General features: G+C 39.4%; 26 protein-coding genes. 16 read left to right on the top strand and 10 right to left on the bottom strand.

Going from position 1 to position 24,937, the window contains the following annotated elements:
- Nucleotides 1–84 precede the first annotated feature (84 nt).
- Nucleotides 85–2,640, top strand: coding sequence for a BamA/TamA family outer membrane protein (locus K2F45_RS17175; RefSeq protein ID WP_075993246.1), 2,556 nt, complete (start codon nucleotides 85–87; stop codon nucleotides 2,638–2,640).
- Between the two features lie 35 nt (nucleotides 2,641–2,675).
- Nucleotides 2,676–3,455, top strand: coding sequence for a helix-turn-helix domain-containing protein (locus K2F45_RS17170; protein ID WP_075993245.1), 780 nt, complete (start codon nucleotides 2,676–2,678; stop codon nucleotides 3,453–3,455).
- A gap of 45 nt (nucleotides 3,456–3,500) precedes the next feature.
- Here K2F45_RS17170 and K2F45_RS17165 read toward each other — a convergent pair whose 3' ends face one another.
- On the bottom strand, nucleotides 3,501–4,163 hold the full coding sequence (locus K2F45_RS17165) for a DUF1349 domain-containing protein (protein WP_075993244.1): 663 nt from the start codon (nucleotides 4,161–4,163) through the stop codon (nucleotides 3,501–3,503).
- Nucleotides 4,164–4,429: 266 nt separating this feature from the next.
- Between K2F45_RS17165 and K2F45_RS17160 the strand changes: the two genes are divergently transcribed.
- Both K2F45_RS17160 and K2F45_RS17155 read left to right on the top strand, forming a co-directional pair.
- A complete protein-coding gene (locus K2F45_RS17160) occupies nucleotides 4,430–5,038 on the top strand; it encodes a class I SAM-dependent methyltransferase (RefSeq protein WP_075993243.1) in 609 nt (202 codons plus the stop codon).
- 10 nt (nucleotides 5,039–5,048) lie between these two features.
- Complete coding sequence (locus K2F45_RS17155; protein WP_075993242.1) at nucleotides 5,049–5,957, top strand: NAD(P)/FAD-dependent oxidoreductase; 909 nt, start codon at nucleotides 5,049–5,051, stop codon at nucleotides 5,955–5,957.
- Between the two features lie 107 nt (nucleotides 5,958–6,064).
- Here the strand turns inward: K2F45_RS17155 and K2F45_RS27505 are convergent, their stop codons facing one another.
- The 3 genes from K2F45_RS27505 to K2F45_RS17150 form a co-directional block, all read right to left on the bottom strand.
- Nucleotides 6,065–6,181 carry a DUF418 domain-containing protein gene (locus tag K2F45_RS27505; RefSeq protein WP_075993241.1) on the bottom strand — a complete coding sequence of 39 codons (117 nt, stop codon included), beginning with the start codon at nucleotides 6,179–6,181 and terminating at the stop codon, nucleotides 6,065–6,067.
- A gap of 41 nt (nucleotides 6,182–6,222) precedes the next feature.
- Nucleotides 6,223–6,690: a Crp/Fnr family transcriptional regulator gene (locus K2F45_RS27500; protein WP_420833026.1), complete on the bottom strand. Its 468-nt coding sequence runs from the start codon at nucleotides 6,688–6,690 to the stop codon at nucleotides 6,223–6,225.
- A gap of 108 nt (nucleotides 6,691–6,798) precedes the next feature.
- Nucleotides 6,799–7,095, bottom strand: a complete 297-nt coding sequence (locus K2F45_RS17150) for a winged helix-turn-helix transcriptional regulator (RefSeq protein WP_198385931.1) — start codon at nucleotides 7,093–7,095, stop codon at nucleotides 6,799–6,801.
- Nucleotides 7,096–7,237: 142 nt separating this feature from the next.
- Between K2F45_RS17150 and K2F45_RS17145 the strand changes: the two genes are divergently transcribed.
- Nucleotides 7,238–7,837: a nitroreductase family protein gene (locus K2F45_RS17145; protein ID WP_075993239.1), complete on the top strand. Its 600-nt coding sequence runs from the start codon at nucleotides 7,238–7,240 to the stop codon at nucleotides 7,835–7,837.
- Nucleotides 7,838–7,879: 42 nt separating this feature from the next.
- On the opposite strand, the gene K2F45_RS17140 is transcribed toward K2F45_RS17145, so the two are convergent.
- The 3 genes from K2F45_RS17140 to K2F45_RS17130 form a co-directional block, all read right to left on the bottom strand.
- Nucleotides 7,880–8,824 carry an MBL fold metallo-hydrolase gene (locus K2F45_RS17140; protein ID WP_248931934.1) on the bottom strand — a complete coding sequence of 315 codons (945 nt, stop codon included), beginning with the start codon at nucleotides 8,822–8,824 and terminating at the stop codon, nucleotides 7,880–7,882.
- A 63-nt stretch (nucleotides 8,825–8,887) separates the two neighbouring features.
- On the bottom strand, nucleotides 8,888–12,154 hold the full coding sequence (locus K2F45_RS17135; RefSeq protein ID WP_075993237.1) for a TonB-dependent receptor: 3,267 nt from the start codon (nucleotides 12,152–12,154) through the stop codon (nucleotides 8,888–8,890).
- Between the two features lie 189 nt (nucleotides 12,155–12,343).
- Nucleotides 12,344–12,712 (bottom strand): DUF1801 domain-containing protein, encoded by a 369-nt coding sequence (locus K2F45_RS17130; protein ID WP_075993236.1) that lies wholly within the window; start codon nucleotides 12,710–12,712, stop codon nucleotides 12,344–12,346.
- Between the two features lie 123 nt (nucleotides 12,713–12,835).
- On the opposite strand from K2F45_RS17130, the gene K2F45_RS17125 reads away from it, so the two are divergent.
- The 4 genes from K2F45_RS17125 to K2F45_RS17110 all read left to right on the top strand — a co-directional run bounded on the left by K2F45_RS17125 (nucleotide 12,836) and on the right by K2F45_RS17110 (nucleotide 14,980).
- Nucleotides 12,836–13,378 carry a DUF4269 domain-containing protein gene (locus K2F45_RS17125; RefSeq protein ID WP_248931933.1) on the top strand — a complete coding sequence of 181 codons (543 nt, stop codon included), beginning with the start codon at nucleotides 12,836–12,838 and terminating at the stop codon, nucleotides 13,376–13,378.
- A gap of 17 nt (nucleotides 13,379–13,395) precedes the next feature.
- Entirely contained in the window at nucleotides 13,396–13,953 is a 558-nt protein-coding gene (locus tag K2F45_RS17120) for a Crp/Fnr family transcriptional regulator (protein ID WP_248931932.1), read from the top strand.
- Nucleotides 13,954–14,031: 78 nt separating this feature from the next.
- Nucleotides 14,032–14,349 (top strand): DMT family transporter, encoded by a 318-nt coding sequence (locus K2F45_RS17115; RefSeq protein WP_075993233.1) that lies wholly within the window; start codon nucleotides 14,032–14,034, stop codon nucleotides 14,347–14,349.
- A gap of 160 nt (nucleotides 14,350–14,509) precedes the next feature.
- Complete coding sequence (locus K2F45_RS17110) at nucleotides 14,510–14,980, top strand: hypothetical protein (protein ID WP_075993232.1); 471 nt, start codon at nucleotides 14,510–14,512, stop codon at nucleotides 14,978–14,980.
- A gap of 75 nt (nucleotides 14,981–15,055) precedes the next feature.
- On the opposite strand, the gene K2F45_RS17105 is transcribed toward K2F45_RS17110, so the two are convergent.
- The 3 genes from K2F45_RS17105 to K2F45_RS17095 all read right to left on the bottom strand — a co-directional run bounded on the left by K2F45_RS17105 (nucleotide 15,056) and on the right by K2F45_RS17095 (nucleotide 16,878).
- Complete coding sequence (locus K2F45_RS17105; RefSeq protein ID WP_145327074.1) at nucleotides 15,056–15,517, bottom strand: hypothetical protein; 462 nt, start codon at nucleotides 15,515–15,517, stop codon at nucleotides 15,056–15,058.
- 54 nt (nucleotides 15,518–15,571) lie between these two features.
- On the bottom strand, nucleotides 15,572–15,763 hold the full coding sequence (locus K2F45_RS17100) for a hypothetical protein (RefSeq protein WP_248931931.1): 192 nt from the start codon (nucleotides 15,761–15,763) through the stop codon (nucleotides 15,572–15,574).
- 383 nt (nucleotides 15,764–16,146) lie between these two features.
- Nucleotides 16,147–16,878 (bottom strand): 3-keto-disaccharide hydrolase, encoded by a 732-nt coding sequence (locus K2F45_RS17095; RefSeq protein ID WP_075994866.1) that lies wholly within the window; start codon nucleotides 16,876–16,878, stop codon nucleotides 16,147–16,149.
- An 831-nt stretch (nucleotides 16,879–17,709) separates the two neighbouring features.
- Between K2F45_RS17095 and K2F45_RS17090 the strand changes: the two genes are divergently transcribed.
- The 7 genes from K2F45_RS17090 (at nucleotide 17,710) to K2F45_RS17065 (ending at nucleotide 24,936) form a co-directional block, all read left to right on the top strand.
- Nucleotides 17,710–18,087 (top strand): DUF7674 family protein, encoded by a 378-nt coding sequence (locus K2F45_RS17090; RefSeq protein WP_075993229.1) that lies wholly within the window; start codon nucleotides 17,710–17,712, stop codon nucleotides 18,085–18,087.
- Nucleotides 18,088–18,165 carry a potassium-transporting ATPase subunit F gene (locus K2F45_RS27495; protein ID WP_075994865.1) on the top strand — a complete coding sequence of 26 codons (78 nt, stop codon included), beginning with the start codon at nucleotides 18,088–18,090 and terminating at the stop codon, nucleotides 18,163–18,165.
- Nucleotides 18,166–18,306: 141 nt separating this feature from the next.
- Complete coding sequence (gene kdpA, locus K2F45_RS17085; RefSeq protein ID WP_075993228.1) at nucleotides 18,307–19,992, top strand: potassium-transporting ATPase subunit KdpA; 1,686 nt, start codon at nucleotides 18,307–18,309, stop codon at nucleotides 19,990–19,992.
- A gap of 25 nt (nucleotides 19,993–20,017) precedes the next feature.
- A complete protein-coding gene (kdpB, locus tag K2F45_RS17080) occupies nucleotides 20,018–22,027 on the top strand; it encodes a potassium-transporting ATPase subunit KdpB (RefSeq protein WP_075993227.1) in 2,010 nt (669 codons plus the stop codon).
- 25 nt (nucleotides 22,028–22,052) lie between these two features.
- The gene (locus K2F45_RS17075; RefSeq protein WP_075993226.1) at nucleotides 22,053–22,619 is read left to right on the top strand and encodes a K(+)-transporting ATPase subunit C; all 567 of its coding nucleotides are present in this window, start codon (nucleotides 22,053–22,055) and stop codon (nucleotides 22,617–22,619) included.
- Nucleotides 22,620–22,666: 47 nt separating this feature from the next.
- A complete protein-coding gene (locus tag K2F45_RS17070) occupies nucleotides 22,667–23,752 on the top strand; it encodes a porin (RefSeq protein WP_075993225.1) in 1,086 nt (361 codons plus the stop codon).
- Nucleotides 23,753–23,814: 62 nt separating this feature from the next.
- On the top strand, nucleotides 23,815–24,936 hold the full coding sequence (locus K2F45_RS17065) for a histidine kinase (protein ID WP_075993224.1): 1,122 nt from the start codon (nucleotides 23,815–23,817) through the stop codon (nucleotides 24,934–24,936).
- The last annotated feature ends 1 nt before the right edge of the window (nucleotide 24,937 follow it).

The following is a 24,937-nucleotide window of genomic DNA, read 5'->3' as shown; positions in this document are numbered from 1 at the left end:
AACTTTAGCCCAATTAGATATCGAGACCATCAAACATTCTACCTGTATCGACTGTTGATTTCTCGAAGACCCGACTTAGATAAAATGAGAAGAATCTTTACATTAATTGCCTGTTGCTGTGTTTTTAATTCGCATGCACAACGTATGGACAGTATTACCACGGTGATCGCACCTGAATATGACCGAGTGGGTTTACTGCATCGATTTTGGCTTGGAGATAGTTATCGTAAATTATATAATACTCCTGTTAAGATGCGTGTGATGGATCTCGCTACAGAGCGGGGCGGGCTTCAGATTGTTAAGTTGGGTGGTGGCATGCAGACACAGTCACTTCGACTGGTAGATTCTATGGGTAGGGAGTGGGTTCTTAGGTCTATTCAGAAATACCCTGAACGTAGCCTACCGGAAAGCCTTCGAAAGACATTTGCAAAAGATATCGTACAAGATCAGATTTCGATACATCATCCATTTGGTGCATTGACCGTTCCGCCATTTAATAAAGCCTTAGGTATTCCTTCAGCTTCGCCAGAACTGGTTTTTGTAGGAGATGACCCTAGGTTCGGCGAGTATCGTGAGGTATTTAAAAATAGGGCCTATATGTTTGAGGCGCGTACACCTTTTGAGGATCAAAAAACAGATAATAGCGCAAAAGTCATGCGTAAAGTGTTGGAAGACAATGATACGCAAATTGATCAGAAGCTCACGCTACGTGCGCGGATGCTCGACTTTACGCTTGGGGACTGGGATCGTCATCAAGATAATTGGCGTTGGGATCCCGAAAAAGAAAAAGGTAAAAAGATCTATACTCCCGTCCCAAGGGATCGGGATAAGGTATATTATAAAACTTCGGGTGTATTTCCCACATTACTTTCCTATCAATGGCTGAAGGCTCATTTGCAACCCTTTAGTCCACATATCCGAAATGTGCCCCATTGGAATTTTAATGCGAGTACTTTTGATCATTTTTTTCTCACTCATCTTACAGAGGATGAATGGATTGACGAAATACAGTTTGTTCAGAAAACACTGACGGATTCGTTGATTCATCAAGCGATGTTAACGATGCCTGATACAATTGTGAGAATGAGTGCGAATGAATTGGAAACAAATATTCGTTCAAGAAGGGACGAGCTGATGGAAAGCGGACTGACCTACTATCGATTTCTTGCGCGTGTCGTTGAACTACCATTGTCCGCCAAATCTGAATTTGTGGATGTCGATTACAATAAGGATGGCTCGGTCACTGTCAATATCCATAACAAGAAAAAAGATGGTACCGAAGGGCGAAAACTGCTAAAACGCACCTTTGTACCTGATCAGACCAAAGAAGTTCGTATATATGGCATATCGGGCACTGACGAATATAAGTTACATGGATCGGGCAAATCGTCCATAAAGATCCGGCTAATCGGGGGGGATGGACAGAATCTATATCGTACAACTGATAAATTTGCCAATGGCAGCAAAGTTTATATCTATGATGGTAAAAATCAGGTGCCGGGTGCTATGCAGGTTGATGATGCTATTCATCTGAAGTTGAGCAAAGACAGCGCTGTCCATAAGTTTGACTATGAAAATTTTATCTATGATCGTAAAGGGGTCGTTTTTAACCTAGATTATGGGGTTGATCGTGGACTTATTTTTGGACTGGGGTATATGATCGAGAATCAGGGGTTCAGAAAGAAGCCTTATGCCTATCGGCATCAGTTTCTTGGAAGTTATTTGACTGGTCGCGAATCATTTATGTTTGATTACAAAGGGAATTATAAAGATTTCATTGCAGGGCATGATCTTTATATTCATCTTTCGTCCCTTGGTCCCAAAAACCTGAGTAATTTCTTTGGATATGGAAACAATACTATTTTCGATAAATCGGATTCAAAGCGCATTTCGTATTACCGAAATCGATTTGATCTTGTGAGCGGTGACATTTTTCTGGAAAAGTTCCTAGAACCTAAATTCAAGGTGTTCTATGGATCTTCTTCCGAATATTATACGAGTAAAGAATCGAATAATGTTGGACGTTATTTTGAGGAATTCCATCAAAAATATCCATCGGAACCTATCTATGGGAGTAATTTCTTCACTGGGCTTACTGGCGGGATAGATTATGATACACGTGATAATATGGCCAATCCTAAATCTGGAGTACACATACATACCAGGCTGGGCTGGAATGCTGAAATTGGAGGGGAGGGCCGCAACTATACAAAATTGCAGCATTCCATGAGTTTTTATAAAACGGTTGCAGACAACTATATTACTTTCGCAAATCGTGTGGGATTTGATGCGGTATGGGGAGATCCCTATTTTTATCAGCATGCGCAAATTGGAGGGGAAATGAGCTTAAGAGGGTATAATTCCCGACGGTTCACTGGGAAAACAGCGCTTTATAATAATTTTGACATGCGATTAAAATTATTTAGCTACTCTTCTTACATCGTCCCTGGAACAGTCGGGGCAATTGGTTTTTATGATGTCGGAAGGGTATGGATGAGTCATGAAAATTCCAATGACTGGCATATGGGGTACGGCGGCGGAATTTATTTTATGCCTGGAGACCTGCTCACTATCCAGGGGGTAGTCGGTTTTAGTAAAGAAGCAACCTTGCCTTATCTTCGCGTTGGACTTTCTTTTTAAAGACCTAAAATGAAGCTTTTTAAGTGTGAAATGAAATGAAATCGGAGATCAAAAAAAAATTAGATAAGAATTTTTCGGAGCGTGGACTACGAAATAGCAGCATTGATTTATCTGTGCTAAAACACTATAAGAGTTACGCAAAAACTTTTGCCGACATTCATAATGGTATAGCTGTACTGAGTGACCTGACAGCGAACTGGAGTTATACCTATATCGGAACAATTGCGGAGCGACTTCATCTTCCTGCAGGTGAAAAGAAAATGGAAATAAACGGTATTTGGGAAGATTTTCTGCTCGAACGTGTTTACCCCGACGATTTGGCCATTAAGCATGCTTTGGAGCTTCAATTTCTTGACTTGGTCAAAAAAATGGATCTAGCGGAGCGATTCAATTATCAAGCAAATAGCGTCCTGCGGGTCGAGGGGCGAGAGGGGCAAATCATGCAGCTGTTCCATCAAATTTTTTACTTAGACACCCCGGGACCGGAATTTCCACAGTTGGCTTTATGCTGTTATACGCTATTACCAGAAACTGAAACATCAGTCAATCTCCGAAATTATATTGTCAATCAGGTAACGGGCGTTGTCCATCACCTGGATGGTTATGGCACAAAAACTTCGATTAGCACACGCGAGAAAGAAATTTTAAGTTGTATCAAGGAGGGAATGATTAGCAAGCGAATTGCCGAAAAACTAGGCCTGAGCATAAATACAGTTAATCGGCATCGGCAAAATATACTCCAAAAGCTTCGTGTACGAAATTCATATGAAGCAGTGAGTGTGTTTAACAAGATGCAGCAGGATATACTGACTTAAGATAACGCCCACCTATGCGACTGTCTTAGGCGGGCGTCGGTATTTTTAGTTTGAATTATTCTCTTTCAGCCATTTGCTTCGACGTTGATCTGCAAGGTGTTTGATCGTAAAATAATCAAATTTGGCCTGAAAGCCATTGCCGTCTGGTGAAGCTGCCATTAGACCGACCATAACAGGGTGATTATCCTGTAGCCAGGCATTTCTCATCATGATATACTCCTTGTCATCAAAGGAATAGAAAAATTCTACAGCATCTAATCGACGTATCGCTTTGATCCAGATGTAGGGGATTTCCTTATCGATCGGAACAATGCTCCAATCACTTGTTTTATGCGTAACGACCGTACTTAAATTGTATTTTCCGTCAACAAATTCGATTCCTGCTTTTATATAGTTTTCATGATCAATGCGCAGCATAATACCTGCTTGATCGAACCGGGTTTGATAGTTCGCCGAGATCTTCGCCTTGACTTCAAACTCTCCCCCGCGTAGCGTATAGAAAAAGGGGGCGTCATCTACTGTAAATCCATAATGAGAGATACGCCAATAATCGCTTTTAGGCGTAACGAACATCGAAAGCGAATTGTCTTTGATGTTCCATTCTGTTGGTTCGTTAAACCAAAGCATCTTATCCAATTTTTGTGCGCTGGCCTGTATCGTAAGCAATGGAAATAATGAAGCTGCTAAAAATGTCTTTATAGTTTTCATGTTTTTGTTTTTGTGATGATATTCATTTTCATCAGCAAAGATATTTAAGCATAGCACAGGTTTTCAATACTGATAAATAACCATGATTTCAATAATTCATCCTATTGTAATTTATTTGCAATTTAATTGCATTTAATGTTTTTGCTACATAGTTGCAATAGTGAAAAATACTATCTTCGCTGAGTTGACTTTTAATCCATTGTAGTACCGAATTGGTATAGCCAACAGGATCGATTTCAATTTTAAACAATGTAAGCAACAGTAGTATGGAATTTTGGGAACGTAATTTTATAGAGAAGCAAGAAATGTGGGGGGATGAAGCCGCAAAGTCTACAATTTTTGCATTAGGCTTTTTTTTGGAGCACAACATCAAACATATACTGATTCCTGGGTTCGGCTACGGTCGCAACGGTCGCCCTTTTTTGGAAAATGGAATAAAAATTACAGGCATTGAGATCTCGAAAACGGCAATAGAGCTCGCCCGGAAATCCTTTGGGGCAGATACGGTTATCCATCATGGTTCAGTTAATGAAATGCCTTTTGATCAGGATATATATGACGGTGTATTTTGTTACGGGCTTATTCATTTATTGGATGCTGAAGAACGTAATGCGTTAATCCAGCATTGTTTTGACCAATTAGCTGAAGGCGGTTATATGATTTTTACGACCGTATCAAAGCAGGCAGGCATCTACGGAAAAGGGGAGGCCATAGGCACTGATCGATTTGCAATGTTTGCTGGAGTACATATGTTCTTTTACGATGTTGATTCCATTCATGCCGAATTCGATCCCTATGGATTAATGGAAATTAGGGAAGTGGAGGAAAATTTTCCATTCTACTTCATCATTTGTCAGAAGAGGATTAATATTTAATAATGTATATATGAAAGATGATAGAAGCTATGAGGTAATTATTGTTGGGGGAAGTTATGCGGGGCTTTCTGCAGCGATGGCATTGGGACGTTCCTTGCGGAATGTGTTGATTATCGATAGTGGGCTACCTTGTAATCGACAGACGCCGCACTCCCATAATTTCATCACGCATGATGGTGAAAAGCCGCTCAGTATAGCGAAAAAAGCAAGGGAAGAAGTCCTGAACTACCCGAGTGTCAAGTTCCATAAAGGGCTTGCTGTGAGCGGCACGAAGACAGCTACAGGGTATGAAATAACGACCGAAAATGGGGACGTCTTTCAGGCTAAAAAGCTCATTTTTGCGACCGGTGTGGAAGATATTATGCCTAGTATACAGGGATTTTCAGCTTGTTGGGGAATTTCCGTTATCCATTGCCCATATTGTCACGGTTATGAATTTCGAAAAGGAAAAACTGCTATTATGGCCAATGGTGAAAGAGCTCTTCACCTTGCAGGTTTGGTTCACAATCTGTCATCCGACTTAACGCTATTGACTTTGGGTAAGGCTAGTTTTGATGTTAAGCAGAAAGCAAAACTGAAGTTACACGGTATTTCGATTATTGAAGAAGAAATAGGTAAAATCCAGCACAAGAATGGATGGGTTCAGCAGGTACAATTAAAAAACGGCCGTGAACTTGCCTTTGATGCTGTTTATGCGGCCATTCCTTTCAGGCAACATTCGGCTATTCCTGCCGCACTAGGTTGTGAAATAACGGAACAGGGACATATCAAAATAGATAATTTTCAAAAAACTTCACTTGCAGGAGTTTTTGCCTGTGGAGATAATTCTAGTATGATGCGTTCGGTGGCGAATGCTGTTGCTACAGGAAACCTAGCTGGAGCAATGGTTAATAAAGAACTTGTCGACGAGGTTTTTTAGTGGCAGCATTGATCTGTTTTCCGGCTGTAATCGCACTTTGTTAATTTATCAGGAAGTTTATATCACAAAAACTTCCTGATGCGTAAATGCTGTCTTTAAGCGTGTCCCTAGTTCGATGCTTGTCTTAAAAGAAATTCAAATGGACCGTTCTTAAATTTTTTTGTCCAAATTTTGCTAAAATAATAGCTGCCGATAAAATAGGTCGATGATAGGAAGAGAATCATCCCTGGTGATAAGAATAATTAGATTTTTGTACGGACCCTGCTTAATGTTTCCAGGGAAATTCCCAGATAAGAAGCAATATAGGTAAGCGGTATATGGCGTATGAAATCTGGCTGTTCCTTAAGGAGTAGCTTATACTTTTCCATGGCGCTGAGGGTGTGAAATTAAATAGACGCTTTTCTAACCACATTGTATAGTATTCTGTCATTAAAAGATCGAGTTGAATGCGTTGAGGATGATTTATTTTGAGATACTGAAAAGCGTGTTTATCCATACACGAGACAGTAACGTCTGTAATTGCCTGAATAAACTCCCTGCTAGGCTGATTCGAAACATAACTGCTAAAGGCGACTGCGAGATCATGTTTAAAAAGTAGCTCAGTCGTTACTTCTTTTTTCTCATTCATATAGTATTTCCTCGTAATACCTTCCTCTATCCAAAAGCTAGACTTACAGACCTCACCTTGGTATAAAAGAAATTCGCCCTTTTTGTATTTTTTGGTTTTGGAAATGGCCTGTAATGCTGAGTCTGTTTCCGCATCAAAACCGTCAATTAAAGCATTGATTTTTTTAGATGCTCATTCATTATAGCTGATTTGAGTGATCGAAAGTTGCTGACGTTACATTTGTTGAATCCGTTCGGTCCGACCCGCCGTTTCTCTTCCCCACTCAGCAATCGACTCGAGTAGTGGAACAAGTGTTTTTCCGAATTCTGTCAGTTCGTAATCTACTTTCAGAGGAGCTTTGTCGGTATGTACTGTACGTTTTACTAAACCATCAGCCTCAAGTTCCTTTAATTGTAAGCTTAATGTACGCTCTGTAATTAAGGCGCATTCTTTTCTTAGCTCATTATAGCGTTTTTTTTCAATTAAATGGATCAAAATTACTGCCTTCCACTTGCCGCCTATGTATTTCATAGTCAGGCTGGTACTGCATGGATATTGTTTGTTGTCTATCAAATACATCTGTTACTATCAAGTTTGACCGTTATTGCAAATATATAACACTATATTTAAGTTTGCAACTATAAAAAATATAGTTAATTTAATCTTGTATATTATGGATTTTTTAGAAACTGCAAAGCAACGTTACACAACGAAAAAGTATAATTCAGAAGCGCTAATTCCGGAGGAGAAAATCGCTGAATTAAAGGAAATAATCCGATTGAGTCCATCTTCCATCAATAGCCAGCCATGGAAGTTTTTCTTTGTTTCTTCTGCGGACATGAAACAAAAACTCGCTGCCGCATCCTATTGGAACGCACAGAAGATAAATGAGGCAAGCCATCTGGTTGTCTTTAGTGCACTTACTGATGTAGATCGCTTTGAAGAGCAAATCGCAAACACGCTTCCAGAGGGATCGATTAATTACTATAAGCAATTTTTGCAGTCGAAAGGGGAGGTCCATGTTCAATCCTGGATGAAGCAACAAGTGTATCTTTCTTTGGGATTTTTCCTTGCAGCCTGTGCTGCAAATCATATTGACGCAACCCCAATGGAAGGAATTGAAAATTCCGTCTACGATGAAATACTGGAACTCGATGGCTATCAGACGCTGTTTGCAGTTGCTATTGGCTATCGACATGTGGAGGATGCAAATCAGCCTGCCATTACCGCAAAATCACGCTTGACAATTGCAGATATAATTGAAGAGTTCTAGGTAAAAAAAGATGAAACCACTATCGGTTTCATCTTTTTTACATTAGTTTAAACTTATCTTTTTGCCCTGTTCGGGGAAAATATAATTTACTTTAAGTGGATTATTCTTGAGCAATTCGTTTTTAATGATTTCAGGGTTGTCACCAGTTGGTTTTCGGTGTGTGACCACTATGCTTAGCCCTTGCAAGTTTTTCAGTCCCGTTTTTTCTTTGAGCTTTAGCAGTTCTTCTAGCAACAAATTGGGGGTTAGGTGACCAAAGAGTAAATTTTCCGGTTGATTATTTGGAAAGGAGACTTCAATCAATATACTGTTTAATTGTTTGTTTTTGATCAGTGGGGCAATGGTATTCCAGAGCTTATCTAGCTGATCGGATTTTTCCACCCGATCGGCACCGGTATCACCAAGGTAAAGGAGATAGTGGTTGTCGTAGTGGACGAGGGCAGCACTACTTTTATATGGATTTACATGGCTCAGCTCGTATGCCGTCAAAGATAATGTCGTATTTGGTACTTGCGTTTCCAGCCCCTCTTGTAAACTGTTGTAATGATACTTTCCTAGTATGGGTTTTTGGCCCTGATCCCCAAAATTGATCCAGGTATCCGTGATAAAGTAGTGATTTTGTAGAATTTGAAGGACGGGATCAATAGCGAAAATGTTCTTTTTGCTATCGGCAGGAGAATTAATAATAAGACCCGATAAATGATCGAGATGTCCATGGGAAATGAAATATCCCTTTATTTGGTTATGTAAAATTGTTTCGACCGAACCATTTAGACTTTTCAATGCAATGGCTTTTCTGATGCCTGTATTTATGGTTCCGGCATCGAGGCAAAGGAAGGCCGTGTCTTTTGGAGTTCCTACTAAATAAGCAGAAAGATTGTCTTCTTGTTCGCCACCATATATTCCCAGCGGGACAAGGTCAAAATGCTGTGCCTGACAGGTCATGGTCACAAGAAATGTAAAAATGGAAAGCGCTAGTTTTTTCATGATTATTAAACTAAAAACCCATCCTTTGTTATAGGATGGGTTCAAATTTACACTATTTTTTGTTTATTGGTTGAATCGGTAACGTACACCCAGCTGAATTCTCCAGCGTGAAGTTTCATCCACACTGTTCGAGAAAGTGTTGGTTAAAGGAATCTGATTTGTTGCATCTAAATAAGGGAATGAGAATGTCGGTTGTCCCTGTGCATTCAATCCTTTGTAATTTAAGATACCGTTTGCTTTGTTGGCAAATTGGGCAACTCCCCAGCTTTTGTTGATCATATTACCGAAATTAAATACATCAAAGGTAATCTGCAATTGATGTTTCTTTCCGCTGGTATTTAAAAACACATCTTGCGCAATACGAATATCCAGTGTTCCGATCATTTTTCCTACCAATGCGTTACGTTTCGCGTATTGGCCTCTGTGCGCATTCAGGTAATTGTCCTGATTAATGTAGCCGTTCAATTGAGACCATAGTTGATCAGCTGTCCGAGTGTCTTGCGCATTGTCGCCAACAAGAGCAATTTCAGCTTTACTATTCGGGATATAAATCAAGTCATTGCCCGACAAACCATCATTATTCAGGTCACCGCCATAGGTATAGGAGTAACGAGGCCCATCCTGCAGTTGATAAAATAAGGAGAATGTCGTTCCTAAATGATCCAGGTATTCTTTACGATAAGAGAAGTTGGCAATAAATCTATTTTTAACCAGATAAGTCGAATAAGAAAGATCAGCACTATTTGGATTGCCCGAAACATAACGATCACGCCACATCGACTGTGCAATAGATCCCCCATCGTTCACAGATCTTGAATCTGTATAGGTATAACCGATATTTGCAAAGAAACCACCTTTGAATTCTTTCGATAATGTTCCCGTCAGGGTGTAGCTATAGCCTTTTGATGTATTGGACATCACAATAGCATCCGAAATGTTAGGATTTTCAGGAGTCGGTTGTGCGGCGCCATAGATACGTGGTGTTGTATAACGCATACGGTTATCGGCACCAGCTAAAGATTTTCCATCCGTTGTATTTAGATTGACGTTACGGAAATAAACCGAATTGATATCTTTCGAATACATGGCTTCAAAAGTACCAATAACACCGCCCGGTAATTTTTGGTCAACGGCAAGGTTCGTTCTCCAAAGCTGCATAAATTTGAAGTTATTATCCGTTACCGCCAGGTTATAACTCGAGTTGTTGGCTGCAGTTTGGTGGTTCACGTTGCGATAAGCATCCACATCAGGTGTAAACGGTCTATTTGTTGGATTATTGATGGATTCAGAACCAAACATGACACCATTATTGCCGGCCTGATTAGAAATCCATACTAATGGCGGACGACCTGTAAAGATTCCCGATCCACCACGTACCTGTGTTTGATTTGTTCCATTGACATTCCAATTAAATCCAATTCGTGGCGACCAAAGAATTGCACTCTTTGGATATTTTGATACATCGATCTTTTCACCTTGATCAAAATTCAACTTGGTTACATTATCATTTTTCAGTTCATTGGGGGATGATATGTTCGTCAAATCGGCTCTCAATCCAGCAGTCAATTTAAAATGATCATTTACAGCATAGGCATCCTGTGCATATAGGCCAAACATACGTGCTGAAATCTCTGCATAAGGAAATGATCCATCAGGTAAAACAGAATACTGGATTTGGTATTTGGTTGCGTTAGAAACATTATTTTTTGCAGAGTTGTAGAAATCATCTAAACTGGCAAATGTATAGGCACCATAATAGTTCGGTGCAAATCCATTGGTGGTTTTGTAGTTTTCAAAATTGGCACCCAATGTAATCTCATGTTTTCCGGCATAAATATTAAAGTTGTTGGTAGCTTGAAATACCTTCGTCTTTAAACTATTAAATGCTGTAAATGGCTCGTAACCAAATGCTGTCATGCTACTACCGTCGGGGTTCATGATGTCTACCAAAGGAAATGGCTGACCACCTTTGGATTCCCTAAAATCGTTCATGACATTGTAACCTACGGTCAATGAATTTGAATATTTGCTATTGATACGTGTGCGTAATTCTAAATTCACATTGTCCATATTGTTGTTTATACCGTAGCCTGCTGAGCTGAAAGGTAGGCCAAGGTTGGACGGTTGCCGATTATTTTTGGGCGCACCACTATTGGACGGTAGGATGTCGCGATAGGAACGAAAGTAGAAATATTTGGCGCTTAAAGTATTTTTTTGATCGATATTGTAATCTAATTTAACGGAAAATTTGTCACTGCGTGTATCTAAAGGATAATCTTGATAAGATCCAGGATTATAGCCGATCGATTTTAGGTAGTTGGCTAGATCATCAAGTTTTTCCGCAGATACGGTTGAAACATTCGGCCCCGTATTTCCTCCACGTGAAGCTATAAAATTTGTTCCTGGGTCTGTTCTTCGCTCAAGCTCACCGCTTGCAAAAAAGAAAAGCTTGTTTTTGATAATTGGTCCACCCACGGTAAAACCATAGCCTTTTAAGCTGAAGTTGTTGACTGGTGCTCTTAACCCGGCCGAATTGTATTTGTTGACTAAATTCTGATTTCTGAAATAATAATTTAACGAACCTTGTACTTCGTTTGTACCGCTTCTTGTTACAGCATTGATTGCAGCACCGGTAAAACCATTTTGTCTGACGTCATAAGGAGCGATGTTTACTGAAATCTCCTCAAAGGCGTCCATATTGATGGGTTGCGAGTTTGTTTGACTTCCGATAGTTCCCTGTAATCCAAAAGCATTATTAAATAGCGCTCCGTCGATCGTAAAGTTATTTGCAAGGTTGCTTCTTCCCGCAAAAGAAGGATTACCGTATTGCATCGAAAATTGAGGGGTCAGTTTGACAAAATCTGTAAAGCTTCGATTGAGTGTAGGTAGATTTTGAATCGCTGTTCTGGAAATGTTTTGTGCTGCACCTGTTCGGCCGGAGTTGAAGACTTTTCCCTGTCTCGTTCCTACAACGACAGCTTCATCCAGCACTTGCGATGCGGACTGCATCTGAATATCTAATGTTGAGCTTTGTCCCAAAGCTAGTTTCTCGATCTGCTTGATATTGGGTGAATGCCCCAGATAAGTTACGGTGATTTGATAAGGGCCACCAATTCTCATATTGGGGAGATTGTAGCGACCGTCACTTCGCGATGAAGTAACGTACTTTGTCCCAGAAGGTAAATGTATGGCTTCAATTGTCGCCCCATTGATTGGCGAATTTCCCTCTCTGACGGTTCCATTCAGAGCAGAGGTGGTTTCATTTTGCGCATAGGTAAGTGATGTACCAATTGTGCTTAGCAAAATGCTGGTAATCAAATGTTTTCTCATTTGTTTTGTAGCTGTTTAAATGACTAGGTGATTTTTAAACCGCGATAAAGGTAGGAGAGTATTATTGATTTTGTGTTAAGTAAATATTATTTAAATATTTCCACAATCGCTGCTATATGAAGCTTTCATTTGGTAATTATATAGCTTATCGTTTAATGGTTGATGATAGGTTATTTCACTGGTTGATGGCTATTTTTTAATTTTAATTGTGCCATTGCGATAGAGGTTTAAGGCGGCCGTCAGAATACTTTCGATTGTGTCTATCGGAAGATCTTCCTGTGGATCAATAGGCAATGTTTTCATCCGAAGACGCTGACCTGCTTCCAGTTGTAACTGGTCCAAATGTTTACCTTCAACCATCAGTAGGTACGGAAATGTAGTCCGTTTGTCGGTCCAAAGGTAACAGAAAGCTTTTTTTCTATAGCAAAAACAAGGCATACCGTACTTTATGGTCTCACTCACATCCGTATCCTGTTGAAGAATAATATGTCTTAATGCTAAAAGACAGCTTTTATTTGGTTCTTTTTGGTTCAGATAGAAATGTTGGATCTCCTGCATATGAATGATGTGTTGCAAATAAAGATACAAGACTTATCGTTTTTTATATGATTTAGTTACAATTTTCTTTTGTTGTTTAGTATATTCTGACCTATTTTGTGTGATCGAATTATCGATTTGCTTATGACCATAAATTTTAGAAATATAGAGTATTTGAAGAGTGGAAATAAAGTGCAAAAAAAAGCCTATCGGTTACTGAGGGATTATCAGATTATTAACCGTCTTGAGGGCTACAGTCCGATTGTAGTTGGCACGATACCGATTCAGATAGATATTGATGGGAGCGATATAGACATTATTCTGTGTGTAGATGATTTTGATGCTCTTGAAGAAAAGCTGTATCTTAATTTTTCGCAGCATGCACATTTTCGGTTACAGCGGGCTACCGGTCATGTAATCGTGTGCAGCTTCTCGATTGAGGAACAGCTTTTTGAAATTTATGCAACGGATAAAGCAACTGAAATTCAGAATGGATATTTACATATGCTTAAAGAGCATGAAATCATTCAATTGAGGGGGGTAGAATTCGCTGAGCAGGTCAGACAGCTCAAAAGGAGCGGGGTAAAAACTGAGCCGGCATTTTGTCAGCTATTGGGAATTGAAGGCGATGCATATACAGAACTTCTAAAGTATAATCCAGCAGATAATTCGATAAACTATGAATGATTTTAATCTAAAATAGTATGAATCCCCTAATTGAACAATTTAAAAAATATGGCTATCTCAATGAAGCACTTGAGAAAGCGGTAGAAAATAGAACTCGTTATTTTTTTAAGAAAAAGGGTGAGCATTTTTTGAGGGAAGGGCAGCATTTATCAAGCTATTTTGTTTTGCGTACAGGACTGATTCGTGCTTATTTCTTAAAAAATGGACGTGAAATAAACAGTTGGTTTGGTGAAGAAAACCAGATTTTTGGATCGATTTTGCCCGTTTATACTGAAAAGCCCTCTTTTGAAAATATCCAGTTTCTGGAAGACTCCGAGATCTATGCAATTTCTGTGGACGATTTGAATGAATTGTATAGGATTTATCCTGAACTAAATCTTATAGGCCGAAAGATTGCTGAGGAGGTTTGTATTATTCTTGAAGAACGGATTATGTCCCTGCATACCGAATCTGCAGTAGAACGATATCAATCTCTCATCCGCCTACAGCCAAATTTGTTAAATAGAATTAATCTTGGCCATATTGCATCATATTTAGGAATTACACAGGAAACGCTCAGCCGGATACGGCGATAAGTACGCGATTTTGATATAAGTCAAAAAATGCCCCTTATATAGCGATTATCTTTGCTTTAGAAATTTAAACTATTGAAAATGAATTGGATTGCATTGATTATTGCTGGCGTTTTTGAAATTGGCTGGCCGCTCGGATTAAAAATGGCTCAACAGCCAGATTCCAATAAATTTGGTTGGATTCTATTAGCTATTGTCTCCATGAGCATTAGTGGCGGATTATTATTTTATGCTCAAAAAACTATTCCTATAGGTACAGCATATGCCGTATGGACAGGTTTAGGGGCAGTGGGCACATTAATGGTCGGAATCTTTTTTTTCGGAGATTCAGCCAATGTATTTAGACTCCTGTCTGCAACATTGATCGTCGCAGGAATTATTGGCTTAAAGATTTTTTAAAAATATTGGAAATGTTATTTATCTCAGTGTACGAAAAAAAATAGAATGTGCGCTCAATTTTCTTCAATTGGATTGTTAAAAATATATAAAATCTATTTTTTTTAGTCTAAACTCATTAGAAGAGAGTAGGTTGGGATGATTTTTGCTGCGCAATTAAATTATGAGGCAAGAACTAGCTGAAAAAATAGAATTGTATAGTAAAAGGTACGGCCTATTTATGCGACCGGAGTATATTAGCTTTGCTCGGGATACAACAAGGCTGTTGCTTCGCAACGAATGTCTCCGTGAAGGTGATATAAAAGCTTATCAAGACTATATTGCCTCACATTATCCCGAAGATCTTCCCTGGGAAATGAAACAATTTCAGGAAGCGACCAAAGCATTGGAGCGCATGAGTAAAGAGACGGCTATTGCATGGGTGAATGCGCATCGAATCAATATTTTTGAATCCGACATTTTTATCGATGATGAAGATTCAATTCTGCGCCCCATTCAATCAAAAGATGAAGACATGTTTCGCTATAATTTTAACGCCTTGGAAGAACTTATCTACAATCACCAAAGACCGGACGACTTATTTCGGCGGAATAGAGATTGTTTTTGGATAGATACAAGAATTGACTGGCGGTAGTTTACTGCTAATTGAAGTGTGGTTTCCCAAGAGCTATCTCGTTCTCCGACGAATACCTCTTGGGAAACTTTTTTATTATTTGGATTCTGCGACAAAAATTTCATTTTCTTGTCCAATGACCACAGTAGGAAACTTTTTGTTGAAGTCAATCGCAATATCTCCTTTTCCCTTTTCGCCGTCTCCGTTGGAATCCCAATCTAATGTTACGTAGTATTTTATGGGCTCAGCGTCACTGACTTTAGGCTGGATGAGCTTAAGGTGATTTTTAGGTAAATCGAGTTTGAGATCAAAAGGTATTTGGTTCGCTGTAAAACTCTTTTCCAGAATCATTGTAGCTGGTACATCTGCTATCTGGGCCGAAACTGCATACAGACGAATCTTGCCCGTTGGATTTTTAACTGCAATAGCATTTGTTGATTGAATTTTTACGGAAAGACCAGTTGTATCCGTATTCATTTTTTTCGTATTCAATGTTGTTGAACAACTGCTTGCAGCGAGTGCGACAGCAATTACTGATATTGTAAGTTTTAACATCATATTTTTTTTGTTTGTTTTGTTTTAACTGTTAATGAAACACCAAAATTGGATAATTTACAATTTGAAGGATATCCCGACATTTGCAATCCCAAGGTAACCGAATCCAAATTCGCCATAGACACCTAGTTTATTGCCATAACGAATGGCTATCGGTGTAAATTGATAGGATAGCGCACCGAAGCTTTCTCTATCTTCTTTTTGTCTATTGTTAAATTTTGCTAGGACGATGAATATAATTTTCTTCATTAATATAGTTAAGTCAGGATTTTATGTGACTTACAATAGGTAACGTTTTTGAAATTTAATTCGCTACAATTTATTTTACATAGTATTTTATTTCTTATTTAATTCATATTTTGATTTTAAATTCTTTTTAACTTACTAAAGGCTTGTGAAGTTTTTGGGGTGTATAAGGCATCTTTTTCAAATCAAGGTGCAGATCCTTTATTAAGGACTGAATGTCTAGCGATGGGAGAGCTTAACTCCTGACGGATTTCATTGGCAAAGACAGTCGACAAAAGGCGGGGATTGAAAGCGGAACAGGAAGATAATAGGAGGGTTAAAGCGGGATGATGGGGCTGAGGCTATTGCATAAAAAAAGTCCTTAGCATTTGCTAAGGACTTTTTTATTATAAGGTTTTTATTTTTAGGTTTCTAAATGAAACACCTCTGGACCAATCCTGTAGTGCTAATTTCCCACTAATATGTTTACCAAACTCTGGATAATCTTTGAAATTACTATGTTTTACCAAATCTTTCCATTTAGCGGAATTAAAATCCATTTCAGCAGTGATTTTACCATTCAGGTAGAACGTTACCTTTCCGTCTTTCTGAATAATACTGGATTCATTCCAATCATCCTGTGCTTTAATATTGACAAAGTTCTGCTGCGGTAGAAATGTATAAAGACAGCCGGAACGCTTTAGCGGCTTATCAAAATCAGGATGGGAATCTGCTAACAATTGATATTCTGGTCCTGAATGGTAGGTCGCATTGATATCCGGTCTTTCCTGTACATTGACAAAAACGCCACTATTTCCCTCTTTTTCGAGCTTCCATTCAAACTTAAACTCATAATTTTTATACTCTTTGTCCGATACTAAGTCATATTTTTGGCTTTCACTGTTTGGATTGCAGTAAATAGTCCCATTTTTAACGACCCAGGCTGTAGGAGCATTTTTACTATTATTGTAGGTATGCCAATTGTTAAGCGTGGTACCATCAAATAGAAGTTGCCAGCCGTTACTTTGCTCTTCTTCTGTTAATGTATTCGGACTGCTTTTTTCATTTTGACAGGAGAGTAAAATACAGCCCATAAAGACCGATAAGATGATTTTTTTGAAAAGGTTTAAGTTTATCATTGTTTTTATTTGTATAAGTGTCTCTTTAATAAGTTTTCCCATTTAATATGTATCCCCTAAAATAATTTCTAATATGAACTTTTGGCGATAATTTCATGTTACTTTGCAAATTTGTTACATAGTACTTCTGCTAATACTCATTCGGAGGTTCACCTATTCTCCTATTCATTTATGAATTTTTAAAACATTCTTTTCCGTCATTTTATAGAATAGACTGGTTCAAACCCTCTATGTTTTTTGGTCACCTTTCAAGTATAAATGACAAGTTACACATTATAATGATTTGATCACATTTTCAGCACAGTCATTCTCATTTTGATAAAATAACCTTATCAAAATGATAGGATTCGCCAATGCTATTTTGTGGCTTATTTTTTATAACACCTGAATAACAGTGTGTTATGATTTTTTGTGGCATAGTGGAACATTGTTTGGCTTATTGGGACAAATGAATGTAAATATGAAAACAGGACGGAAAAGAAAAGTATGTGGCAAGAGTCCTCCGAGAGGGACGATCGGTAAAGCTGCTGGTATGTAATTGAGTTTAACAAAATGAAATCGCGATTCACTAATAAAATTTAACAATGGTAATAACAATCATACTCGTCATAACTGGAATTTTGTTCTTCTGGTTATTCTATAAAATGGTCGATTTTTTCGGCAAAATATGAAAGAAATAATATGAAAGAGAAGCAAGAAAATAAAGGCAGAAGTTCCGCACATAATTTATCGGGAGACCGTATAGCGAAGATCATAGTAGTGGTGTTGATTATTGCAATGATTTTTCAACTCTATATCGGTTAGATTTTGAAGTATAGTTTTACGCACAACATGAAAAAATTAAATCAATACGGTGCAGGTTTGTATATGGCGCTCCATTATAAGGAAATCCGATCAGAGATTAATTTCTTATTGCGGAAGCACAATTTTGCAGGAGCCCTACAGGCCGTTATTAATCACCTTCGGAGCTTAATTATATTGCAAAGTACGGACAAAATTTGCCAGCATATTCATTTCCTCGGAATGATTTATGGGCGAGGAAACCATTATGTCAAATACATTCTGGAAAATCTCTTTGTAAGATCTTTAGGAGGTCTTCGGCGCATCAGTTCGGTCAATGCATGGGCGGTAATCGAAGCTCAGCTACCAATACCATTTTTAGAGGTCCTTAAAGGACAACAAATTCATAATCTATTAATATCAAAGTAAATGACAGCTTTATTTATTGTAGCACTACTGGTTTTTGCATATATCTGTTATGTACTTCTAAAGCCAGAAAAATTTTAATAACAAGATTACTCATTCTCTATCGTCTGCGATGAAATCCCGCTTTCAGTCAGTTCTTTTCGTGTTACATAGCGAAAAGAAGAGCTTGAGGTTAGATGACGATCGGTCATGATACACTTTTTATACAAATCAACTAAAGAAATGAATACAGAGATTCTTGGAATCATAGTGATGTTCATCGTAACATTACTACTCGGACTTCCCCTTGGGAAATATATAGCTAAGGTATATGGCAATGAAAAAACCTGGTTAGATCCATTGTTTCAACCATTGGAACGATTTTTTTATCGGGTGACAGGAATTAATCCTAGCCTCCAGATGACTTGGAAACAGCACCTCGTTGCTCTTTTGACAATTAATCTACTGTGGTTCCTGTTGAGCATGGCTATCCTGATGAATATGGGACATTTGCCTTTAAATCCAGATGGGAATCCTGGAATGACTGCTGATTTGGCCTTTAATACCAGTATATCTTTTTTGGTCAACTGTAATCTCCAGCACTATTCCGGTGAATCAGGAGTGAGCTATCTAGGACAAATTTGGCTCATGTTTCTTCAATTCGTTACCGCAGGCGTGGGAATGGCTGCTGCAGTGGTTATTTTCAAAGCTTTTAGGGATAAGACAACAACACAATTGGGCAATTTTTACGATTTCTTTGTGAAGTCTTGCACCCGGATTTTACTGCCTATCTCTGTCTTGGTTGCTGCCATCTTCGTATTCCAAGGCATGCCGATGACTTTCGAAGGTAAGGACAGCATGATTACTGTCGCTGGAGATACCGTACAGGTAAGCCGAGGACCAGTAGCTGCCTTTGTCCCAATTAAACATCTTGGTACAAATGGAGGTGGTTTTTTCGGTGCGAACAGTGCGCATCCATTTGAAAATCCCAATTATTTGACCAATATGGTGGAAATGATTGCCCAGTTTATTATCCCGATGGCGATGATATTTGCATTCGGCTTTTTTATTCGCAAGCGTAAATTTTCATGGATGATGTTTGGTGTGATGACCATTGGGTTTATCATCCTGACAATACCAAATATAAAAATGGAGATGGCTGGAAATCCAGCGATCGCACAGATGGGTATTGACACGTCTATGGGCGCCATGGAGGGAAAGGAAATACGTATTGGTGCAGCGGCATCGGGGTTTTGGAGCATTGTTACAACGATGATTTCGACGGGTTCTGTCAATTCTATGCATGATAGTTACATGCCCTTATCTGGTATGAACGAACTTATAGCGATGATGGTGAATGCTTTTTATGGCGGTGTAGGCGCGGGAATACTCAATTTCTTCATTTTTATTATACTCGCCGTTTTCATTAGTGGCTTGATGGTGGGGCGCACACCAGAGTTTATGGGTAAGAAAGTTGAAGCGCGGGAAATGAAAATTGCTATGATTGTTGCTCTTGCCCATCCTTTTCTAATCCTTGTCGGTACAGCACTTGCCACAGCCTTTCCAGCCCAAGGTGCTTCTACATTGAATAACCCTGGATTCCATGGTTTTAGTGAAATATTGTACGAATATACTTCATCCGCAGCTAACAATGGTAGTGGGTTTGAAGGTCTTGGAGATAATACAATTTGGTGGAACATTTCGACAGGTATCGTATTGTTACTCGGCCGCTTTATACCGATTATAGGCCCAATTGCTATTGCGGGATTATTGGCTGAGAAAAAATTTATACCTGAAGGTGAGGGAACGCTAAAAACAGATACAAGTACATTCGGTTTAATGGTATTCGCTGTGATCGCGATTATTGCAGCACTCTCTTTCTTCCCTGCGTTGGCATTGGGTCCAATTGCGGAATATTTTTCCATGTAGTACTTAAAATTAAAGAATTCTAAAAATGAGCAATCAACAAACATTGTTTCAGAAAGAACTTGTACAACAGGCTTTAAAGCAATCTTTCGTGAAGCTAAATCCTAAAATAATGTTCCGTAATCCAGTGATGTTTACTGTGGAAATCGGGACGCTGATTATGGCCGTCGTTTGTCTTTGGATAATGACTGGGGAAAAATCACAAGGTACACTTGGTTATAATTTTACGGTATTTCTTATTCTATTTTTAACCTTGTTGTTTGGAAATTTTGCTGAGGCAATTGCCGAAGCCCGCGGTAAGGCGCAAGCAGATAGTCTTCGGAAAACTCGGGAGGAAACTCCAGCAACCCTGCGTGATGGTCGGGTAGTTTCGTCCGCTCAACTGAAAAAAGATGATGTTTTTGTTTGCCAGGCTGGTGATGTAATTCCGTTGGATGGGGAGATTATTGAGGGATTGGCAACCATAGATGAGAGTGCAATTACTGGAGAATCAGCACCGGTGATCCGCGAGGCTGGAGGTGATAAAAGTTCAGTTACCGGTGGTACCAAGGTTTTGTCCGATCGAATTGTCGTGCAGGTAACGACAGAACCGGGGGAGAGCTTTTTGGATAAGATGATCGCATTGGTTGAAGGGGCAAGCCGCCAAAAAACACCTAATGAGATTGCATTAACAATCCTTCTGGCAGGTTTTACACTTGTATTTATTATCGTAACGGTGACCTTAAAACCATTTGCGGATTATGCCAATGTTGGTATCACCATTGCTTCGTTTATTTCACTTTTTGTCTGTCTGATTCCAACAACAATAGGTGGTCTTTTATCGGCAATTGGTATCGCGGGAATGGATCGTGCACTTCGTGCAAATGTTATAACAAAAAGTGGCAAGGCAGTTGAAACGGCAGGAGATATTGATGTCTTGTTGCTTGATAAAACTGGAACTATTACGATCGGAAATCGTAAGGCGACAAATTTTTACCCCGCAGATGGCGTCCTGAAGGAAGCTCTGGTACGTGCAGCCACATTGAGCTCCATGGCGGATGAAACACCGGAAGGGAAATCAATTGTCGAATTGGCTGGTGTCAACCCATCGAGCTATAAGGTCGAAAATCCTGTATTCATTAAGTTTACCGCGGAGACCCGTAGCTCAGGAATAGACTTTGCACAGACACGTATTCGTAAAGGTGCAACAGATGCTATTCGGAATATCATTGTAAAGACTGGAAATCTGTTTCCTCAGGAAATAGATGAACGCGTAAAGCTTATCTCTCAAAATGGGGGAACCCCATTGGTCGTTGCAGAGAATGAACAGGTTCTCGGTGTCATAGAATTGCAGGATGTGATAAAACCTGGAATTCATGAACGCTTTGAAAGGTTGCGAAAAATGGGTATCAAGACTGTTATGGTGACGGGAGACAATCCGTTGACGGCCAAATATATTGCGGAAAAAGCTGGAGTGGATGATTTCATAGCCGAAGCGAAACCTGAAGACAAGATGAACTATATCAAAAAAGAACAGCTTGATGGACGATTGGTCGCCATGATGGGGGATGGTACAAACGATGCTCCAGCACTTGCACAAGCCGATGTTGGTGTAGCGATGAACAGCGGTACACAAGCTGCAAAAGAGGCTGGAAATATGGTCGATCTCGACAATGATCCAACCAAACTGATTGAGGTTGTGGAGATAGGCAAACAATTGTTGATGACCAGAGGTACGCTAACAACGTTTAGTATTGCAAACGATGTCGCCAAATATTTTGCTATCATTCCGGCCTTGTTTATTGCAGCAATACCCGCACTTCAAGGTTTAAACATTATGCAGCTCAGTAGTCCACAAAGTGCCATACTATCAGCTGTCATCTTTAACGCAATTATTATCCCATTACTGATTCCTTTGGCATTGAAAGGAGTCGCATACAAACCTATAGGTGCAAGCGCACTGTTACGGAGAAATCTGCTCGTTTTTGGACTTGGTGGAGTACTCGTTCCATTTATTGGTATCAAGGTCATAGACCTACTGGTTTCCCTATTTATCTAATACATTTTTAATAATAAAAGCAAAGATGAAAACACATATATATCCGGCAATAAAGATTACAATTGTTTTATCGCTCCTGCTCTCAGTGGTATATCCAGCCCTCGTATGGGCAATAGCTCAAATAGCACCCAATCATGGAAATGGGGAAATGCTTGAGTACAATGGGCAAAAGTATTACAGAAATATTGGACAGGCCTTTACGCGTGATGATTACTTCTCGTCGCGTCCTTCAGCTGTTGGTTATAATGCTGCTGGATCGGGTGGAAGTAACAAAGGACCCTCTAATGGGGAATATCTTTCGGAAGTTAGGGCCCGTATCGATACTTTCTTAGTCCACAATCCTACTGTAAAACGCGAACAGGTACCGGTAGACATTGTTACAGCCAGTGGTAGTGGTTTGGATCCAGATATCTCCATCGAGGCCGCAAAAATACAAATTGATCGTGTTGCGAAAGCGAGAGGTGTATCGGTAAATAGCCTACAGTCTCTTGTTGACGCCCACGTTCAGACGCCTTTATGGAATATGTTTGGACCTCGCAAAATCAATGTCCTTGAACTAAATATTGCTTTGGACAAGATGGTTGAAAAATAAAATTGACCTAAAGGGTCATCGATATACATTTTATAAGAACAATTTACATGAAAAAACTAGCGATGTTGGCCTGTTTACTCGCAGGGGCAACACAATTATTTGCACAGCAAGATACGACTCAAAATACCCGATTTTCTATCAGTGGTTACCTTGAAGCATATTACCTCCGTGACTTTAATAATCCACTTGGAAATACACGTCCAGGCTTTGTATATAGTCACAATAGGACGAATGAAGTAAACATAAACTTGGCACTTTTAAAAGCTGCATACGAAACAACAAATACCCGTGCAAATCTTGCTTTAGGTGTCGGCACATATATGAATGCCAACTACGGTGCGGAACCCGGAGTCTTAAAAAATATTTACGAAGCGAACGCCGGTATACGTATCTCGAAAAAACATAATTTATGGATCGATGCTGGCATATTTTCTTCCCATTTGGGCTTTGAAAGCGCTATAGGAAAGGATAATTGGACTGTAACAAGGAGTATTTTTGCGGATAATTCCCCTTATTTTGAAACAGGAGCAAAAATATCCTATACATCCGCATCGGGAAAACTATTTTTAAGTGGGCTTATTTTAAACGGATGGCAGCGGATTCAACGTGTAGATGGTAGCAGTTTACCGGCATTTGGGCATCAATTGGTCTATAAACCGACAGATAAATGGACCATCAATAGTGGTTCTTTTATAGGCAGTGACAAAGCGGATAGCGTCAGACAGATGCGCTATTTTCATAACCTATATGCAATTTATCAAATGAACGAAAAGCTGGGAATCACATTCGGATTTGATATTGGAGCGGAACAAAAAGCAAAAGGTAGTTCGAAGTACAATGTATGGTACACCCCAGTGTTAATTGCACGATACGCGACGACCGAAAAATTTAGCTTAACTGCAAGAGGAGAATATTACAACGATAAGCATGGTGTGATCGTTTCTACGACTACAGAGCAAGGTTTTCAAACGTTTGGCTATTCTTTAAATGCAGATTATGCCATTCTTCCCCATGTTCTTTGGCGTACGGAACTACGTAACCTCACAAATAAAGATGCTATTTTCCTTGATCGGACAAATAAGTTGGTGAAAAATAGTGTGACGGCTGTAACAGCACTTACCGTTAGTTTTTAAAAACAATCGTTCCTGCCGTGTGTTGGATCGGCAGGAACCTTCTGAAATGAAAGGCAATAAAAATGGAAGAGAGGAAAAGCGCTGAACACTTTTTGGACCTTATCCGGAAATCGAGAAGAGGTCGCTTCAAACTTTATATCGGTATGAGTGCAGGCGTAGGAAAAACCTACCGCATGTTACAGGATGCACATACCCTTTTACAGGGAGGAATCGATGTGCGTATTGGCTATATTGAGACACATAATCGGAAGGAAACACATCAATTGCTCGATGGTCTACCCCTTATCGCCCGACGCCATCTTTTTTACAAAGGCAAACAGTTGGAGGAACTGGACCTTTATGCTGTCTTGAATTCACATCCCGAGGTTGTCATTATCGATGAGCTCGCACATACAAATATTGAAGGCAGTAAAAATACCAAAAGGTGGCAGGATGTTATGGAGATTCTTGAGGCGGGGATTAATGTGATCAGCGCTGTTAATATCCAGCATATTGAGAGTTTAAACGAGGAGGTCAAAGCGATTACAGGTGTTGAAGTGCAAGAACGTGTTCCCGACAGTGTTATTGATTCCGCAGATGAAGTCGTTAATATTGATCTTACTGCAGAAGAGCTTATCATTCGACTAAAAGAGGGCAAGATCTATGACGCGTCAAAAATTCAGGCAGCGCTTCAAAACTTCTTTAAAAGCGAACATATTTTACAATTGCGTGAAATGGCGTTGAAAGAAGTTGCCTCCCAGGTTCAACGCAAAGTAGAGATTGAAGTTCAACCCCAACGATGGGTGCGAAAGGAGCGTTTCCTGGCTTGTATAAGTTCTAATGAAATAAAAGCAAAAAACGTCATCCGAAAAACAGCACGCTTAGCAGGATATTACAATAGCAGTTGGTTTTTGCTGTATGTACAGTTGCCAAAAGAGCGCGGAGATCGGATAGCGTTAAATAAACAACGGCACCTGATCAATAACTTTAAACTGGCGACAGAACTTGGTGGAGAAATTATCAAAGTAGAAAGTCATAGTGTGGCAAAAGAGATCATCGCTTTGTGCGAGCTCCGCAAGATCACCACAGTTTGCATTGGAAAACCACGATTATCTCTTTTAAGGATGTTACTTGCTAAGGATACATTTAGCAAACTGCTGGCACAACTGTCGACCGAAGACATCGACCTGATTATATTGTCTTAAT

It is taken from the genome of Sphingobacterium siyangense, assembly GCF_023277505.1.
Lineage (GTDB): Bacteria > Bacteroidota > Bacteroidia > Sphingobacteriales > Sphingobacteriaceae > Sphingobacterium > Sphingobacterium siyangense.
This window is presented reverse-complemented; position numbering and strand designations above follow the sequence as displayed.

Excerpts from the sequence above, each read along its gene's own strand:
- K2F45_RS17175 (WP_075993246.1), top strand. The coding sequence starts at position 85 with ATGAGAAGAATCTTTACATTAATTGCCTGTTGCTGTGTTTTTAATTCG.
- K2F45_RS17170 (WP_075993245.1), top strand. The coding sequence starts at position 2,676 with ATGAAATCGGAGATCAAAAAAAAATTAGATAAGAATTTTTCGGAGCGT.
- K2F45_RS17165 (WP_075993244.1), bottom strand. The coding sequence starts at position 4,163 with ATGAAAACTATAAAGACATTTTTAGCAGCTTCATTATTTCCATTGCTT.
- K2F45_RS17160 (WP_075993243.1), top strand. The coding sequence starts at position 4,430 with ATGGAATTTTGGGAACGTAATTTTATAGAGAAGCAAGAAATGTGGGGG.
- K2F45_RS17155 (WP_075993242.1), top strand. The coding sequence starts at position 5,049 with ATGAAAGATGATAGAAGCTATGAGGTAATTATTGTTGGGGGAAGTTAT.
- K2F45_RS27505 (WP_075993241.1), bottom strand. The coding sequence starts at position 6,181 with ATGATTCTCTTCCTATCATCGACCTATTTTATCGGCAGCTATTATTTT.
- K2F45_RS17150 (WP_198385931.1), bottom strand. The coding sequence starts at position 7,095 with ATGAAATACATAGGCGGCAAGTGGAAGGCAGTAATTTTGATCCATTTA.
- K2F45_RS17145 (WP_075993239.1), top strand. The coding sequence starts at position 7,238 with ATGGATTTTTTAGAAACTGCAAAGCAACGTTACACAACGAAAAAGTAT.
- K2F45_RS17140 (WP_248931934.1), bottom strand. The coding sequence starts at position 8,824 with ATGAAAAAACTAGCGCTTTCCATTTTTACATTTCTTGTGACCATGACC.
- K2F45_RS17135 (WP_075993237.1), bottom strand. The coding sequence starts at position 12,154 with ATGAGAAAACATTTGATTACCAGCATTTTGCTAAGCACAATTGGTACA.
- K2F45_RS17130 (WP_075993236.1), bottom strand. The coding sequence starts at position 12,712 with ATGCAGGAGATCCAACATTTCTATCTGAACCAAAAAGAACCAAATAAA.
- K2F45_RS17125 (WP_248931933.1), top strand. The coding sequence starts at position 12,836 with ATGACCATAAATTTTAGAAATATAGAGTATTTGAAGAGTGGAAATAAA.
- K2F45_RS17120 (WP_248931932.1), top strand. The coding sequence starts at position 13,396 with ATGAATCCCCTAATTGAACAATTTAAAAAATATGGCTATCTCAATGAA.
- K2F45_RS17115 (WP_075993233.1), top strand. The coding sequence starts at position 14,032 with ATGAATTGGATTGCATTGATTATTGCTGGCGTTTTTGAAATTGGCTGG.
- K2F45_RS17110 (WP_075993232.1), top strand. The coding sequence starts at position 14,510 with ATGAGGCAAGAACTAGCTGAAAAAATAGAATTGTATAGTAAAAGGTAC.
- K2F45_RS17105 (WP_145327074.1), bottom strand. The coding sequence starts at position 15,517 with ATGATGTTAAAACTTACAATATCAGTAATTGCTGTCGCACTCGCTGCA.
- K2F45_RS17100 (WP_248931931.1), bottom strand. The coding sequence starts at position 15,763 with ATGAAGAAAATTATATTCATCGTCCTAGCAAAATTTAACAATAGACAA.
- K2F45_RS17095 (WP_075994866.1), bottom strand. The coding sequence starts at position 16,878 with ATGATAAACTTAAACCTTTTCAAAAAAATCATCTTATCGGTCTTTATG.
- K2F45_RS17090 (WP_075993229.1), top strand. The coding sequence starts at position 17,710 with ATGAAAAAATTAAATCAATACGGTGCAGGTTTGTATATGGCGCTCCAT.
- K2F45_RS27495 (WP_075994865.1), top strand. The coding sequence starts at position 18,088 with ATGACAGCTTTATTTATTGTAGCACTACTGGTTTTTGCATATATCTGT.
- kdpA (WP_075993228.1), top strand. The coding sequence starts at position 18,307 with ATGAATACAGAGATTCTTGGAATCATAGTGATGTTCATCGTAACATTA.
- kdpB (WP_075993227.1), top strand. The coding sequence starts at position 20,018 with ATGAGCAATCAACAAACATTGTTTCAGAAAGAACTTGTACAACAGGCT.
- K2F45_RS17075 (WP_075993226.1), top strand. The coding sequence starts at position 22,053 with ATGAAAACACATATATATCCGGCAATAAAGATTACAATTGTTTTATCG.
- K2F45_RS17070 (WP_075993225.1), top strand. The coding sequence starts at position 22,667 with ATGAAAAAACTAGCGATGTTGGCCTGTTTACTCGCAGGGGCAACACAA.
- K2F45_RS17065 (WP_075993224.1), top strand. The coding sequence starts at position 23,815 with ATGGAAGAGAGGAAAAGCGCTGAACACTTTTTGGACCTTATCCGGAAA.